Annotated in this window: 20 protein-coding genes; 5 read left to right on the top strand and 15 right to left on the bottom strand. The window is 64.9% G+C overall.

The genetic code is table 11. The annotated features are described in order from the left end of the window. Position 1 precedes the first annotated feature (1 nt). Entirely contained in the window at positions 2-409 is a 408-nt protein-coding gene (locus ACQY80_RS07860; protein ID WP_428685288.1) for a hypothetical protein, read from the top strand. Here ACQY80_RS07860 and ACQY80_RS07855 read toward each other — a convergent pair. From ACQY80_RS07855 to ACQY80_RS07830, 6 genes are all read right to left on the bottom strand, one after another. Beyond that, complete coding sequence (locus ACQY80_RS07855; protein WP_428685286.1) at positions 406-1,035, bottom strand: HAD family hydrolase; 630 nt, start codon at positions 1,033-1,035, stop codon at positions 406-408. The genes ACQY80_RS07860 and ACQY80_RS07855 overlap by 4 nt on opposite strands. 94 nt (positions 1,036-1,129) lie before the next feature. Further along, positions 1,130-1,255, bottom strand: coding sequence for a type B 50S ribosomal protein L36 (gene ykgO / locus ACQY80_RS07850; RefSeq protein ID WP_003046794.1), 126 nt, complete (start codon positions 1,253-1,255; stop codon positions 1,130-1,132). Between the two features lie 89 nt (positions 1,256-1,344). After that, positions 1,345-2,817: an RNA polymerase factor sigma-54 gene (gene rpoN, locus ACQY80_RS07845; RefSeq protein WP_428685284.1), complete on the bottom strand. Its 1,473-nt coding sequence runs from the start codon at positions 2,815-2,817 to the stop codon at positions 1,345-1,347. Between the two features lie 14 nt (positions 2,818-2,831). Next, complete coding sequence (gene lptB / locus ACQY80_RS07840) at positions 2,832-3,644, bottom strand: LPS export ABC transporter ATP-binding protein (protein ID WP_428685282.1); 813 nt, start codon at positions 3,642-3,644, stop codon at positions 2,832-2,834. 108 nt (positions 3,645-3,752) lie between these two features. Then, positions 3,753-5,135: a phosphoglucomutase/phosphomannomutase PgmG gene (pgmG, locus tag ACQY80_RS07835; RefSeq protein WP_428685280.1), complete on the bottom strand. Its 1,383-nt coding sequence runs from the start codon at positions 5,133-5,135 to the stop codon at positions 3,753-3,755. Between the two features lie 34 nt (positions 5,136-5,169). Next, positions 5,170-5,979, bottom strand: coding sequence for a division plane positioning ATPase MipZ (locus ACQY80_RS07830; protein WP_428685279.1), 810 nt, complete (start codon positions 5,977-5,979; stop codon positions 5,170-5,172). An 84-nt stretch (positions 5,980-6,063) separates the two neighbouring features. Between ACQY80_RS07830 and panC the strand changes: the two genes are divergently transcribed. Both panC and ACQY80_RS07820 read left to right on the top strand, forming a co-directional pair. Then, on the top strand, positions 6,064-6,903 hold the full coding sequence (panC, locus tag ACQY80_RS07825) for a pantoate--beta-alanine ligase (protein WP_428685277.1): 840 nt from the start codon (positions 6,064-6,066) through the stop codon (positions 6,901-6,903). A 141-nt stretch (positions 6,904-7,044) separates the two neighbouring features. After that, the gene (locus tag ACQY80_RS07820) at positions 7,045-7,359 is read left to right on the top strand and encodes a sel1 repeat family protein (protein WP_054589726.1); all 315 of its coding nucleotides are present in this window, start codon (positions 7,045-7,047) and stop codon (positions 7,357-7,359) included. Here ACQY80_RS07820 and ACQY80_RS07815 read toward each other — a convergent pair. The 4 genes from ACQY80_RS07815 to ACQY80_RS07800 are packed head-to-tail and all read right to left on the bottom strand — an operon-like array spanning position 7,356 to position 9,912. Then, positions 7,356-8,504, bottom strand: coding sequence for a GNAT family N-acetyltransferase (locus ACQY80_RS07815; protein WP_428685274.1), 1,149 nt, complete (start codon positions 8,502-8,504; stop codon positions 7,356-7,358). The genes ACQY80_RS07820 and ACQY80_RS07815 overlap by 4 nt on opposite strands. A 7-nt stretch (positions 8,505-8,511) precedes the next feature. Next, positions 8,512-8,979 carry a RidA family protein gene (locus ACQY80_RS07810; protein WP_428685272.1) on the bottom strand — a complete coding sequence of 156 codons (468 nt, stop codon included), beginning with the start codon at positions 8,977-8,979 and terminating at the stop codon, positions 8,512-8,514. 10 nt (positions 8,980-8,989) lie between these two features. Continuing rightward, entirely contained in the window at positions 8,990-9,643 is a 654-nt protein-coding gene (locus tag ACQY80_RS07805; protein WP_428685270.1) for an HAD family hydrolase, read from the bottom strand. Continuing rightward, positions 9,640-9,912 carry a DUF3572 domain-containing protein gene (locus tag ACQY80_RS07800; RefSeq protein WP_428685268.1) on the bottom strand — a complete coding sequence of 91 codons (273 nt, stop codon included), beginning with the start codon at positions 9,910-9,912 and terminating at the stop codon, positions 9,640-9,642. Before ACQY80_RS07800 ends, ACQY80_RS07805 begins: the two co-directional genes overlap by 4 nt. 88 nt (positions 9,913-10,000) lie before the next feature. Here ACQY80_RS07800 and ACQY80_RS07795 point away from each other — a divergent pair, with 88 nt between their 5' ends. Further along, the gene (locus ACQY80_RS07795) at positions 10,001-10,363 is read left to right on the top strand and encodes a response regulator (RefSeq protein WP_428685266.1); all 363 of its coding nucleotides are present in this window, start codon (positions 10,001-10,003) and stop codon (positions 10,361-10,363) included. Between the two features lie 26 nt (positions 10,364-10,389). Here the strand turns inward: ACQY80_RS07795 and ACQY80_RS07790 are convergent, their stop codons facing one another. Then, positions 10,390-10,512 (bottom strand): hypothetical protein, encoded by a 123-nt coding sequence (locus tag ACQY80_RS07790; protein ID WP_428685264.1) that lies wholly within the window; start codon positions 10,510-10,512, stop codon positions 10,390-10,392. A gap of 150 nt (positions 10,513-10,662) precedes the next feature. Here ACQY80_RS07790 and ACQY80_RS07785 point away from each other — a divergent pair, with 150 nt between their 5' ends. Next, on the top strand, positions 10,663-11,139 hold the full coding sequence (locus ACQY80_RS07785; protein ID WP_428685262.1) for an Lrp/AsnC family transcriptional regulator: 477 nt from the start codon (positions 10,663-10,665) through the stop codon (positions 11,137-11,139). A gap of 172 nt (positions 11,140-11,311) precedes the next feature. Here ACQY80_RS07785 and rpmG read toward each other — a convergent pair whose 3' ends face one another. From rpmG to ACQY80_RS07765, 4 genes are all read right to left on the bottom strand, one after another. After that, a complete protein-coding gene (rpmG, locus tag ACQY80_RS07780) occupies positions 11,312-11,479 on the bottom strand; it encodes a 50S ribosomal protein L33 (protein ID WP_058818055.1) in 168 nt (55 codons plus the stop codon). 218 nt (positions 11,480-11,697) lie between these two features. Then, a complete protein-coding gene (locus tag ACQY80_RS07775) occupies positions 11,698-12,432 on the bottom strand; it encodes a TonB family protein (protein ID WP_428685260.1) in 735 nt (244 codons plus the stop codon). Between the two features lie 142 nt (positions 12,433-12,574). Beyond that, positions 12,575-13,885: a glutamate--tRNA ligase gene (gltX, locus tag ACQY80_RS07770; RefSeq protein ID WP_428685258.1), complete on the bottom strand. Its 1,311-nt coding sequence runs from the start codon at positions 13,883-13,885 to the stop codon at positions 12,575-12,577. Positions 13,886-13,924: 39 nt separating this feature from the next. Continuing rightward, positions 13,925-14,341 carry a DoxX family protein gene (locus ACQY80_RS07765; protein WP_428685256.1) on the bottom strand — a complete coding sequence of 139 codons (417 nt, stop codon included), beginning with the start codon at positions 14,339-14,341 and terminating at the stop codon, positions 13,925-13,927. Positions 14,342-14,348 lie beyond the last annotated feature (7 nt).

Here is a 14,348-nt window from a genome sequence, read left to right as displayed (position 1 = left end):
TGTGGAACAGCATTCCCTTTATGTGATCGGCGGCGCAGACGACGAGCAGATCATGATTGTTCAAGACCTTGTTGGCGAAAATTGTCGACTTACTTGCACGGTACGGGGCGAAATCCATCATGTCGAAGCACCCGACTATTTTTCCGCGCTCCAGAGAATCCGCAAGCGGGCTCTAGAACCGAAGGGCCTCATTCCCTTCTGCTATGGCGCAAGCCTCAAAGTCTGGCCGTCGGCCATGTCGCGAGATATGGGTAAAGGTTTGAAAGCCTATAAGATCGAAACCGGCGCACAGGCTACCGAACTCGTGGGAATTTTCGAAGAAGGACCTGACATCATTCCAGCATCGGTCGCGATGCAGGAAGAGTTTTCGCGTGAATGGATCGAATCGCTGCGAAAGCTGATACGCTAGGCCGAGCTCGCCAGATAGCCCCGCGCCACCAACTCGCGCTCCAGCATGGCCGCATCGACGAACTGGTGTCCCGCGATACCGACCGATTCGGCACCCGCGACATTCGCCGCCACATCGTCGATGAAGAAGGCGCCGGCCGAGTCGATGCCGAATCGCTCGATCGCGAGATCGTAAATGGCGGGATCGGGCTTGATCAGCTTTTCGGTGCCCGACACGACGATATCGCGGAAGCGGTCGAACACCGGCTGGGTCGGGCGAAAGCCTTCCCAGAATTCATGGCCGAAATTGGTGATAGCGAAGAGCGGAACGCCGGCTTCGTCGAGCCGTTCGACCAGCTCGAGGCTGCCGGGCATCGGGCCGGGGATCGTCTCGTTGAAGCGCGCCGCATAGGCGTCGATCAATGGCGCATGATCCGGAAATTCGGCTTTCAGCTCGGGCAGCATGTCGGCGAGCGGGCGGCCGGCGTCGTGCTGGAAATGCCATTCGGGCGTCACGACATGGGTGACGAACCAGTCGAGTTCGCCTGCATCGTCGATCAGCTTCGCGAACAGATGACGCAAATCCCATTGAAAGAGGACGCGGCCGACGTCGAAGATCACGCATCGGGGAATCTTGGGGCGAATCATGGCTGCTCCGGACACGCGAAAGCGCCGCCGGAAGCATCCGACGGCGTTACGCTAACTTCGCTATGCGCGCGGGACACACGTCCCGGCAGGGCGTTTAGCCCTGGCGCGCCTTGAAGCGGCGGTTGGTCTTGTTGATCACATAGGTGCGGCCACGGCGGCGGATAACGCGGTTATCCCGGTGGCGGTCCTTCAGCGACTTCAGGCTGTTGCGAATCTTCATGATCTCTGTCCGTAAATCTTGGCGTATTGACGCGAAGCGGCGCAACTATGGGGAAGGGCGCCGAAAGTCAACCGCCTTTCCGGCCAAATTCAGCCCGCGAGCGCCTTTTGCCGTCGCCGCTGCACCGACGAGCCATAGCCCATCGCCTCGCGATATTTGACGACGGTGCGCCGCGCGATGTCATGACCCTCGCCCGACAGTTTCTGGGCGATCGTCTCGTCGGACAGGATCGCCTTGGCATCCTCGGCCTCGATCATCGCCTTGATCCTGCTCTTCACCGCCTCGGCCGATACCGCGCCGTCGCCTTCGGTCGCCGAAATCCCCGAGGAGAAGAAATATTTGAGCTCGAACAGCCCGCGCGCGCAGCTGAGATATTTATTGCTCGTGACGCGGCTGACGGTCGATTCGTGCATGCCGATCTCTTCGGCGACCTGGCGCAGCGTCAGCGGGCGCATATGCGCGACGCCGTGCAGGAAAAACCCCTCCTGCTGCTTCACGATCGCGCTGGCGACCTTGACGATCGTGCGCTGGCGCTGGTCGAGCGCGCGGACGAGCCAATTGGCGCCGGCAAGCTGTTCGGACAGCCACGCCTTGCTCTTCGCCGCGGCACCCTGCGCGAGTTCGGTGTAGTAGCGGCGGTTGACGAGCAGGCGCGGCAAGGTGCCGCTGTTGACCTCGACCGCCCAGCCTTTCGCGGTCTGGCGGACATAGAGGTCGGGAACGACCGCCTGCGTGCCCTCGCCCCCGAATTTGAGCCCGGGCTTCGGGTCATAGCCGCGCAGCTCGCGGATCATGTCGGCGAGATCCTCGTCATCGACGCCGCAGATGCGCTTCAGCTGGGGGAAGGCGCCCTTCGCAACCAGTTCGAGATGCGCAATCATCGTGGCCATCGCGGGGTCAAAGCGATCGGCCTCGCGCGCCTGAATCGCGATGCATTCGGCGAGGTCGCGCGCGCCGACGCCCGAAGGATCGAAAAGCTGGATGCCGCCAAGCACCTCTTCGAGCAGCGCGAGCGGCACGCCCAGCTGGGCGGCGAGTTCGGCAAGGTCGGCGCGCAGATATCCCGTCTCGTCGATCAGCGCGACGAGCTGACCCGCGACGATCGCCTCGATCCCGTCGAAGCGCTCGCCGACCTGCGCCATCAGATGGTCATGGAGCGTCCCGTCATGCTCGGCGAAGCTGTCGAAATCGATGTCTTCGCCCGATCCCGACAGACCGACCGAATCGCTGGCGCTGTCGTGGTGGAAACGCTCCTCGCCGAAATCGACATCGAGGTCGTCGGCGGTCCCCGCGTCGGATGACAGCATCTGGTCGGTGCCGGTCTCGCCCGATAGCGCCGCTACCGGTGCCTCGCCGCCGCCGTCGTCGGGCCCACCGCCATCCGAATCGCCGTCGCGATCGGCGGGTGAAGCGTCGAGCAGCGGATTGCCCTCCAGCGCCTCGGCCAGATAGGCTTCGAGTTCGAGGTTCGACAGCGCAAGCAGCTTGATCGCCTGCTGCAGCTGCGGCGTCATCACCAGCGATTGCGACTGGCGTAAATCGAGGCGCGGACCCAACGCCATCGGCGACTAGCTGCTCACAGGGAGAAGCCCTCGCCAAGGTAAAGGCGGCGGACCTCGGGGTCGGCGACAAGCTCTTCGGGCGAACCGGCGAGCAGCACTTTGCCGTCGTAGATGATGCAGGCGCGGTCGACGAGGTCCAGCGTCTCGCGCACATTATGATCGGTGATCAGCACGCCGATGCCGCGCGTCTTGAGATCGACGACGAGATCGCGAATATCGCTGATCGAGAGCGGATCGATGCCCGCGAACGGTTCATCGAGCAGGATGATCGACGGATTCGCCGCAAGCGCGCGCGCGATTTCAGCGCGGCGACGCTCGCCCCCCGAAAGCGCCATCGCCGACGCGTCGCGCAACCGGGCAAGGCCGAATTCGTCGAGCAATTCCTCAAGCCGGCTCTCGCGCGCGACCTTGTCGGGTTCGGCGAGTTCGAGCACGGCGGCGATATTCTGCTCGACCGTCATCCCGCGAAAGATCGAGGTTTCCTGCGGCAGATAGCCCAGGCCAAGGATCGCGCGGCGATACATCGGCAGCGCGGTGATATCGGCGCCATCGAGCATGATGCGTCCGGCGTCGGGCTTCACCAGCCCCATGATCGAATAGAAGCAGGTCGTCTTGCCCGCGCCGTTGGGGCCGAGCAGGCCGACGACTTCGCCCTTGCCCACCGATAGCGACACGTCCGACAGGACGACACGCTTGTCATAGCTTTTGGCGATCGAAATGACCGCGAGACCATTGCCCGCCGCCGCTTCCTCGCGGACATGCGCCCTGTGTTCGCTGACCCCGTGGTCACCGTCGGCCATCGTAGTAGCGCTCGCGTCGTCGGTCATAAACTGGTCGGTTCCGTTCTAGCCCCTTGCGCGCGTTACCCCAGCGACGCGGCGAACGTCAATCTGGCAAGATACTTGCAGGGTGGCCCGGAACGGCTTTCGGCGAACCTAATGCCCCGCTTGCGGTCCGCGCGCGACGCCCGAGAGCGCCAACTGCTCGTCGATCGCTGCCATCAGCCGTGCCAGCGCCGCTTCGTCCTGCGCCTCGGCGCGGGCAACTAGCACGTCCTGTGTGTTCGAGGCGCGGAGCAACCACCAGCCGTCATCGGTCAGCACGCGCGCGCCATCGGTCCGGTCCACCGTCGCGCCCGAGGCCGCAAGCCGCGCCAGAACTTCGTCCACAACGGCGAATTTGCGGGCTTCGTCGACCTGGAAGCGCAGCTCGGGCGTGTTGACCATCGCGGGCATGTCGCCGCGGAGTTCGGTCACGCTCTTGCCGAGCTTCGTCGCCGCCTCGATCAGCCGCACGGCGGCATAGGGCGCGTCGTCATAGCCATAATAGGTATCGGCGAAGAAGATATGCCCGCTCATCTCGCCCGCGAGCGGCGAGCCGGTTTCCTTCATCTTCGCCTTGATCAGGCTGTGTCCGGTCTTCCACATCAGCGGCTTGCCGCCGAGGTCTGCGACCCGGTCGAACAGCGCCTGACTGGCCTTGACGTCGGCAATGACCATCGCGCCGGGCCGATCGCGCAGCACCGCTTCGGCATAGATTTGCAGCAGCTGGTCGCCCCAGATGACCCGGCCCTGCCCGTCGATCGCGCCAATACGGTCGCCGTCTCCGTCGAAAGCGACGCCGAAATCGAGGCTCTTCTCGGCGACGAGCTTGCGCAGGTCAGCCAGATTCTTTTCCTCGGTGGGATCAGGATGATGGTTCGGGAAATGGCCGTCGATATCGGTGAAAAGCAGGTGGTGCTCGCCCGGAAGCCGCGCGGTGAGTTTCTCGATCACCGTGCCCGCAGCACCGTTGCCGGCGTCCCAGCCGATGCGGAAGGCGCCGCCCGCGAAGCCCTCGACCAGCCGGTCGACATAGGCGTCGATGATGTCGATGCTCTCCGCCGTGCCTTCGCCCGTCTCCCAGTCCCCTGCGGCCGCCAGTTCGCCGATCGCCAAAATGTCGGCACCGAAGAAGGGGCGCCCCTGAAACACCATCTTGAAACCATTATAGTCGGGGGGGTTGTGGCTGCCGGTTATCTGTATGCCGCCGTCCACATCCTCGGTTGACGCCGCATAATAGAGCATCGGCGTCGGCCCCAGCCCGACATTCAGCGCATCGACACCCGCCGCATTGATCCCGGCAATGAGTGCGTCGGCCAGCATCGGCGACGAGAGTCGGCCGTCATAGCCGACCGCGATCCGCCGCCCGCCCGCGCGCGCGACCAGCGTCGCGAAGCCGCGGCCGATGGCATAGGCATCCTTGTCGGACAGCGTATCGCCGACCACGCCGCGGATGTCATATTCGCGCAGCATCGTCGGATGGAAAATGTGGGTCATGGTTGGTCCTCTTGGGGGGAAAGAAGGATCGTCGTCAGGCGGCGGCGAACAAGTCGCCGTCGGGATGCAGCCGCTCGCGTGCCGGCAGGTTCAGTCCGCCCATCGCCTCGCGCAGTTCCTGCCGCGCAACGACATGGCCGATGCCCATGCCGCCGAGATGCGCCTTGTCGAGCAGGGTGAGGCCGGCCGGAAACAGCTCGCGATAAATGACGCGCTCGCCGAGCCCGGGGATAACCCGGAAGCCGACCCGGCGCGACAGCTGGGTCAGTGCCTCGCCGACGCGGCGCATATTATGCGCGTCGACGTGCTGGAGGCGGTTGCGCAGGATGATCCAGTCGATCGTCCGTCCGTCGGTCTTGGCGCGCGCTTTGCGCGTGTCCCAGATCAGTTCCGAATAGAAGCTGGGGCGGGTGACCTGAAACGTCTCGGGATCGACCTGACCGATCAGGTCGAAGTCGATGAAGCTGTCGTTGATCGGCGTCACCAGCGTGTCGGCGCTGGTCGCAAGATGGCGCGCGAAGACGTCGTCGCGGCCCGGCGTGTCGGCGATGAAATAGTCGACGCCTTCCGAAAGCCGCGCGACCTGCGCGTCGAGCTCCTCGATGGTCGAGCCTTCGAACACCTCGAACACCGGCGTCGGCAGGTCGATCTCGCGGCGCTTCGCGGTGCCGGTGCGATTCTCGAGGTAGCGATGAAAGGTGCGCTGGCGCGGGTCGAGGTCAAGCCCTGCGACGCGCCATCCCTGGCTCGCGAGCGCGACCGCGAAATGCACTGCGCAGGTCGATTTGCCGGTCCCGCCCTTTTCATTGGCAAAGATGATACGGTGCGGGTCGGGCGTCGTCATGAGCGTTGCGATTTTCCTGTTGGCGGCGCATGGGGGCCGCATGGGTGGTGCCTTTGCGCCGCCAATATCGGAGGCTGGGCAAGCGTGCAAATCATCCGTGACATCGCCATGCTGCGCCGTGCCGTTTCGGCACTTCAGCAAGGCGGCAAGAGCGTCGCGCTGGTTCCCACCATGGGCGCGCTTCACGACGGGCATCTGTCGCTCGTCCGCATGGGCAAGCGCGTCGCCGATCATGTGATCGTCTCGATCTTCGTCAACCCGACCCAGTTCGGCCCGAACGAAGATTTCGCCGCCTATCCGCGCGATGAAGCGCGCGACGCCGCGCTGCTGGCGCAGGACGGCGTAGCGCTGCTCTGGGCACCCGATGTCACCACCATGTACCCCGGCGGCCATTCGACGCATATCGAGGTTGCCGAGCTCGGCGCCGATTATTGCGGTGCCGCGCGTCCCGGCCATTTCGACGGCGTCGCGACCGTGGTGTCGAAGCTGTTCAATCAGGTCCGGCCCGATGTCGCGATCTTCGGCGAAAAGGACTGGCAGCAGCTCGCGATCATCCGGCGGATGGCGCGCGACCTCGACTTCGCCCTCGACATTCTGGGCGCGCCGATCGCGCGCGATACCGACGGCCTCGCGCTGTCATCGCGCAACGCCTATCTTTCGGCGGAGCAACGGGCGGCGGCGGTTGCCTTTCCCGATGCCTTGAAGGCTGCGGCAAAGGCAATCGCGGGCGGTGCGGACGTTGCCGAAACGCTCGCAAGGGCCGAGGCCGACGTCGTCGCGGGCGGGTTCGACAGCGTCGATTATGTCGCGCTTGCCGATGCCGACAACCTCGAGCGACTGAGCGAATATCGCAAGCCCGCCCGGCTTCTGGCGGCAGCGCGGATGGGAAAAACGCGCCTGATCGACAATCTTGCGGTCGGTTGATTAACGCAGGGAACGACGGATTTCCGGGACTTTCCGGCGCCCCCCCCAAAAAACCCGGATCATCGTTAACGGTTTGTTGACCATAAGTCGCAAATTTGGACCCCGAGGTCTCCATGTGGGGTGGAGGCAAAGGGGGTTATCATGGCTAACAGTCTGAAGTCTGCCCAGTATCTGATCGAAAGCCGTCTGCTCGACGCAGCACGCGGCGACGCCAACGCCTATTTCGATCTGGGCATCGCCTTTTCAACCGGGACCGGCGGTGTCGACGTCGATCTGATCCAGGCGCATAAATGGTTCAATCTTGCGGCGCTCGGCGGCAACAAGGAAGGCCAGCAATGCCGCGCCGACCTGTCCGACGAGATGAGCCGCGACGAAATCGCCGAAGCGCAGCGTCAGGCGCGCGCCTGGCTCGACGAAACCGCGCGCCGTCCGGCCGCACGTCGCTTCGCGGCCTAATCCTTCCGCCTGAAGGGCGTGTGCCCTTCAAGCCATTCCATTTCGGTCTCTTCGGCGCGGCGTTCCTGTTCGAGGTAATCCGCGACCGCACGGCGAAAGCCCGGATCGGCGATGAAATGCGCCGACCAGGTGGCAACGGGGCCGTAGCCGCGGGCGAGCTTGTGCCCGCCCTGCGCGCCCGCCTCGACCCGGCGGAGGCCGCGCGCGATCGCGATGTCGATCGCGCGGTAATAGCATAGCTCGAAGTGCAGATAGGGGATGTCGCGCAGGCAGCCCCAATAACGACCGTATAGCGTGTCGGCGCCGATGAAGTGCATCGCGCCCGCGACCGGCGCATCGCCATCATAGGCGATCAGCAACAGGATCCGGTCGGCCATCCGCCGCCCCATCAGGTCGAACGCCTCGCGCGTCAGATAGGGATGCCCCCATTTGCGTGCGCCGGTGTCCTGATAAAAGGCCCACATCGCGTCCCAATGCGCAGGCTTGATGTCCTCGCCGGTCAATTCCTCGACGCGCAATACCTCGACCGCACGGGCGCGCTCCTTGCGGAGTTGCTTGCGCTTTGCCGAGGTCAGGGTGGCAAGGAAATCGTCGAAGCTGGCGTAACCGGCATTGGCGAAATGGAACTGGATGTCGCGGCGGACGAGCCAGCCCGCCTGTTCGAAGATCGGCATCTGCTCGGGCGCGACGAAGGTCGCATGCGCCGAAGACAGTTCATTCTGCCGCACCACTGCCTCAGCGCCCCGGATCAACAGCATTGCTGTTTCGTCATCGTGCGCGAGCAGGCGCGGCCCAGGCACCGGGGTGAAGGGCGCGGCGATCTGCAGCTTGGGATAATAATCGCCGCCCGCGCGCGCCCAAGCATCGGCCCAGGCATGGTCGAAGACATATTCGCCCTGGCTGTGCGATTTCAGATAGGCGGGCGCCGCACCGATCAGCGCGCCGCCCTCATCCTCGATCAGGATCGGCGCCGCCTGCCAGCCGGTGCCCGGCCCGACACTGCCCGAATCCTCGAGCAGCGCCAGAAAATCATGGCTGACGAACGGGTTGCCGTTCCCCGCCAGCGCATCCCAGGCCGCCGCGTCGACCGCGGCGACGCCGGTGCCGAGCGAGATCGTGCGCTGGGGCGGGTCGGCTTCGGCCACGCGCGCCTTAGGCCGGCCGCACCGCGACGATTGCATCGGCCTCGACCGACGCACCGAGTGGCAGCACCGCGACGCCGACAGCTGCGCGCGCATGGCGGCCCGCTTCGCCGAACAGCGATTCGAACAGCTCCGATGCGCCATTGGCGACCTTTGCCTGATCGGTGAACGACGGCGCGCTGTTGACGAAGACGCCCAGCTTCACAACGCGCTCGACGCGCGACCAGTCGCCGTCCAGCGCCTGACCGATCTGGGCGACGAGCATCAGCGCGCAGCGGCGCGCGGCGTCATAGCCGCTCGCGACGTCGGTATCATCGCCAAGCCGGCCGGTAACGACCTGCCCGTCGCGGAACGGCAACTGGCCCGAGATATAGAGCATCCCGCCATGCTCGACGACGGGCACATAGGCCGCGACGGGCGCGGCGGGCTTCGGAAGGTCGAGGCCGAGTTCGGCAAGCTTGGCAGCAACGTCGGACATGGGAATTCCTTTACGCGAGTTCGGCAGCAGGCGCCGGGATGTTTTCGGTGAGCCGCGCCAATATCCAGTCGCGCGCTTCGTTCCAATCGTCGATTCGCGCATGGGCATATTTCGCCGGGCGAACCTTGTCGGCGATCGCGGGCTCGCCGACGAAATGGAGGCGCCACACGTCGGGGGCTTCCAGCGCCACCGAATGATGATGGTTCGGCAAATCGTCGATGAAGACCGCGACCGACGGCCGATGCTCCTCGATCAGCGCGCGCACCGGCTCGCCCTTGCCACCGCGGCTGCCGATCACAGGGGCGTGAAAGCCCAGCGCCGCAAGCTGCTCGCTGCGCGCTGCCTGATGGTCGGGGCCGACGTTGGTGAGAACGATGATGTCGGCGACGTCGCCGATCGCGACCATCGCCGCGATTGCGCCGGGGATCTCGGTCTGCCGGCCCATTTCGGTGCGGAAAAAGCCGTCGAGCAGCGGCCAGACCTCGGCGGCTTCCAGCGGCGTACCGCATTCCTTGCGCTTCAGCGCGCCGGCAAAGCTCGCATCTTCCATGCGAAAGAGCACGCCATGCTCCTCATCGACCCACTGCGCGAAGGGGACGACCATGTGCATCAGCACCTCGTCGCAATCGGTGATGACCAAGGGGCGGGAGGGGGGGCGGGTCATGCGTCCATCCTTTGGTTTCCGTCGAGGCGCGTGGCTGCCGCGGCGATCGCTTCGGGTTTGATATCGAGCGCGTCGGCGCAGGCGATCAGATCGGCCTCATAGGCCGTCAGAAAGGACAATATCGCGGCGAGCGTGGCGCGCTCGCCGAGCGCGGCGCGGAGCGAATCGGGGTCGAGACCCGTCATGCCGAGCAGTCGCTCGGCACGCGGTTCGTCGCTGAGGATCCAACCGAGCGCCTGAAGCGCCAGTGCGGCATCGTCTTCGTGCAAGCGAATTTCCCTTCGGCGCGAGGCAATTGAGTCGCGCGGCCGATTCGCCTAAACGGGCCGCGCATGCAAGGTGGGGAACATAGATAACATGGGCAAGACCATCCTCGTCGTCGAGGACAATGAGCTGAACCTCCGCCTGTTCTGCGACCTGCTCAACGCGCACGGCTACAGCGCCCACCCCGTACGCGACGGGCGCGACGCGCTGGCAAAGGCGCGCGAAGTGGCGCCTGATCTGATCATCATGGATATCCAGCTGCCGCACGTCAGCGGGCTCGAGCTAATCGGCCAGATGAAGGCCGACCTGACCCTGCGCGCGGTGCCGATCATGGCGGTGACCGCCTATGCCGGAAAGGGCGACGAGGAACAGATCCGCGCCGCGGGGGCCGAAGCCTATGTGTCGAAGCCGATTTCGGTGATCAAGTTCATCGAGAGCGTCGGCGCTTTCGCCTGACGCACCCGGCAACACTCGATAACAGATCAGCGCGCGGACGAACGGTCCCACGGCGCGCGGTAATGCACCGCAACCGCAGCCGCCGACGTCGCGACGACCGTCGACCAGAAGCGCTGCAGCCAGCTCGATTCGGGGGTGATCCGGGTCATGTCTTGTCTCCTGCCGCACCGGGGGAAAGGGGAGCAGGGACGCTCATCGGGGCGGACGACCAGATTTTACGTCCGCCGGCATGGCTATTGGCGCCGAAATTGACCGATACGGCGACCATTTTTAGCGTTATAGTCCATTTTATGCGAAAAATGATCGATCTGGATGGTTTCGACCGCCGCCTGCTGAGCCTCGTGCGGGAGGACAATCAGCAACCGGCGCGCGAGCTCGCCGACAAGGTCGGGCTGTCGGTGTCGGCGGTGCTGCGCCGCCTCCGCCGCCTCCGCGAAGAGAAGGTAATCGTCGCCGATATCGCGATCGTCGATCCCGCGCTCACCGGCTCGGCGTTGACGATGCACGTCCTCGTCCAGATGCAACAGGCGGGACCGCAGACGATGGACAATTTCGCGCGCGAGATCGCCAGGCATCCCGAAATCACCGCCGCGTGGGACGTGACCGGCGACGATGATTTCCTGCTGAAGGTCCAGGTCGGCTCGATGGAGGAATATGACGTCTTCACCCGCCGCGCGCTCGGCGAGGACAAGGGTGTCCATTCGTTCAAGACGATGATCACGATCCGGCATATCGTCGAGAATGAAGCTGCCCGCCGCCCGTTGCGCGATTTTTGAGGTGGCGGGTCAGGGGTGGGAAGCGGACGTCCGCCCCCTGTGATCCCCCCCAAGGTCGGTAGCCGTTACAGCTCCGAACACGAAAAAGGGCGGCACGCGGCCGCCCTTCTGGACCCGGATCGAGTCCGGGATGACGCATTCGACCCGCGCGGTCACCGCGCGGGGATTCGCATCACTTGATCTTCGATTCCTTGAACTCGACGTGCTTGCGGACACGCGGGTCATATTTACGCACCGACATCTTTTCGGTCATCGTGCGCGGGTTCTTTTTGGTGACGTAGAAAAAGCCCGTGTCGGCGGTGCTCACCAGCTTGATCTTGACGGTTGTCGGCTTGGCCATGGCCCTGTTCCTCGAAATCTTGGCACATGCGCCGGACGTCCGGAGCATGTGGCGGGACTGGGGCCCCGGCGGTTGTTGCAAAAACAAAGAGGGCCGCGCGTCGGGCGCCGCCCCCATTTATCCGGGCGCCATTGGCGGGATTCGGCGCCAATGTCAAGCTGCGTGTCGCGCAAAAGCGGGGCGGGCGCAAGGGACGCGCCCGCCCCAAAGGAGGGGTCTCAGCCGTTGCGGATCTGGAAGCGGACGGTCATCGTCTGCCAGCTTTCCTCCGCCACGCCGCCGCGCGTCGCCGGCTTGAAGCGCCATTTTGCGAGGGCGCGCCGCTTCGTCTCCTCGAAGAAGCCCGGGCTGTCGGTACTGACAAGCTCGACCGCCTTGACGCGCCCGTCGGCGCCGATCAGCACGCGCACCTTGGCCACACCTTCGGTCCCCTCGCGCTGTTCGCGCGCCGGATAGTCGGGCTGGAAGCCGCCGGCATAGCGCGGATCGAGCTGCGCGAGCACCAGCGCCGGCTTGGGCGGCGGAGCGGGAGGGTCGACGACGATATCGGGTCCGGTCCCCGTGCCGGCAGGCGGAACATAAGGCGTCGGCTGGGTCAGCACCTTGGCCGAATCGTCCGACAGCGGTGGGAGCGGGGTCGGCGGGGCGGTAAACCGGGTCTGGACGGGATCCGTCTGCGGTTTCGGATCGGGCTGCTCTTGCGGCTTCGGCGGATCGACGAGAATGCTGGTCCATGGTGCGGACTTGGTATGCGGCGTGTCCTCGATAATCATCGGCGACAGCGCGACCGCGATGACAAGCGCAGCAGGAAGCCCGAACGCGAGCGCCGCCGCGACGGGGCGATGTCCCGCTCCGGGGTTATAGCTATCCCGCGCGAACAGCGCGCCTCCGGCGGGCGCCGCCGCGCCCTTGGGCGTCGCAACGATGGCGGACATCATGGGTATCAGGGTCATGGCACCTCTCCTTGCCTGGCAAGGTCCGCCGCCGCCGCATCACCCGCTGGCTGTCCGGCCGACCTGACAAGGTGATATTATAACATCACTCATTTTGTCAAGCGGGATAGTCGAAAAGGCTGCTGCATCGATAAAGGGGGGGTCAGGTCGCCGAAAGCCTTGCGATCGCCTGATCCTTGACGATCAACGGCAGCAGTTCGGCCATATCGGGGCCATGATCGCGGCCGGTGAGCGCACGGCGAAGCGGCAGGAACAGCGCACGGCCTTTCGCGCCCGTCGCATCTTTCACCGCGCCGGTCAGCGCAGGCCAGGCCCCGGCATCCCATTCGAGGCCGGACACGGCGGCCGCAGCGGCTTCGATCACCGGCCGGTCAGCCTCTTCGGGCGCAGGCGGTGTAAAGGGACCGTCGAACACGGCGCTCCACTCGGCGGCCTCGGCCACCGTCATCAAATTCGGGCGAATCGCATTCCAGCGCGCCTCGGTGATCGCCGCAGGCAGGCGCGGCGCCACCGCGGCATAATAGGTGTGATGCAGGATCTTCTGGTTGAGAAGCGCGAGTTCGGCCTCGTCGAATCGCGCCGGGGCGCGCCCGAAGCGCGCGAAGTCGATGCTGGCGATCAGTGGTGCGACGCTTGTCACAGGCTCTACCGGGTCGCTCGTCCCGAGGCGCGCGAGCAGAGCAACCAGCGCGATCGGCTCGATACCTTCGTCGCGCAGATTTGCCATGCCGAGCGAACCCAGACGCTTCGACAATTTGCCCTCGGTGCCGACGAGCAGCGCCTCGTGGGCAAATTGCGGCGGCTTTGCTCCCAGAGCATCGAACATCTGGATCTGCGCCGCGGTGTTCGAGACATGGTCTTCGCCGCGCACGACATGGGTGATGCCCATGTCGATATCGTCGATCACGCTCGGCAACAGATAGAGCCAGCTGCCGTCGGCACGGCGAATGACAGGGTCGGACATGGTTTTCGGTTCAAAATTCTGGTCTCCGCGAACCATATCGGTCCATGCGATCGGCGAATCATGGTCGAGTTTGAATCGCCAGTGCGGCGCAACACCCTCAGGAACCGCGGCATCGGCCGGCTTGCGCTCATACACCGGGGGCAGCCCGCGCGAGAGCAACACCTTGCGGCGGATATCGAGTTCCTCGGGCGTCTCGTAACAGGCATAGACACGCCCCGCCGCCTTCAGCCTGTCGAATTCACGCTCGTAGAGATCAAAGCGCGCCGACTGGCGCTCCTCTCCGTCGACATCGAGCCCGAGCCATGACAGATCGGCGCGAATGCCATCGACATATTCTTCTCTGGAGCGTTCGAGGTCCGTGTCGTCGATCCGGAGGAGGAAACGGCCGCCATGCTTCCGCGCCCACAACCAGTTATGGAGCGCAGTGCGGACATTGCCGACATGGAGCGATCCGGTCGGGGAAGGGGCGAAGCGGGTAACGACGGTCATGGGCGGCGCCTATAGCCGCATTTGCCGCCTAGGCGATAGTCAGGCGCTACGCCGCTCCGGCCAGTAAACCCAGGCGATGCCGAGCAGTGATATGATCAGGAGCACGCTATACTCCATCCCGTTGCGGCCGCCCCCGACCACGAACCAGCCGGCGGGCCAATGGACGAGGACCATGCCGAGCGTCAGGATCGCTGCATGGCCGAGCGCGGCGAAGCTGGTCCAGCGCCGCGCCAGTATCAGCGCAGGGCCGACGAGTTCGCAGAGCGTCACCGCCATCGCCCAACCGTAACCGAAAGGAAAGCCAAGGCTGTCGAGCCAGATCCCGAAGGGTTCGACCAGCCCCATCGCCAGCCGATAGGCGCCATGGATCAGAATCAGCAGTGCAATGGTGACCCGCAGCAGCTCAAAGACATGCCCGGCCTTCTCCGGCGGCGCCTTCGGTCCCAGCAGGCCCATCACCCTC

Origin of the sequence: Sphingopyxis sp., assembly GCF_965279755.1 — a bacterium.
GTDB lineage: Bacteria > Pseudomonadota > Alphaproteobacteria > Sphingomonadales > Sphingomonadaceae > Sphingopyxis.
The sequence above is the reverse complement of the archived record's forward strand: the minus strand, read 5'-3'. Positions and strand labels throughout refer to the sequence as shown.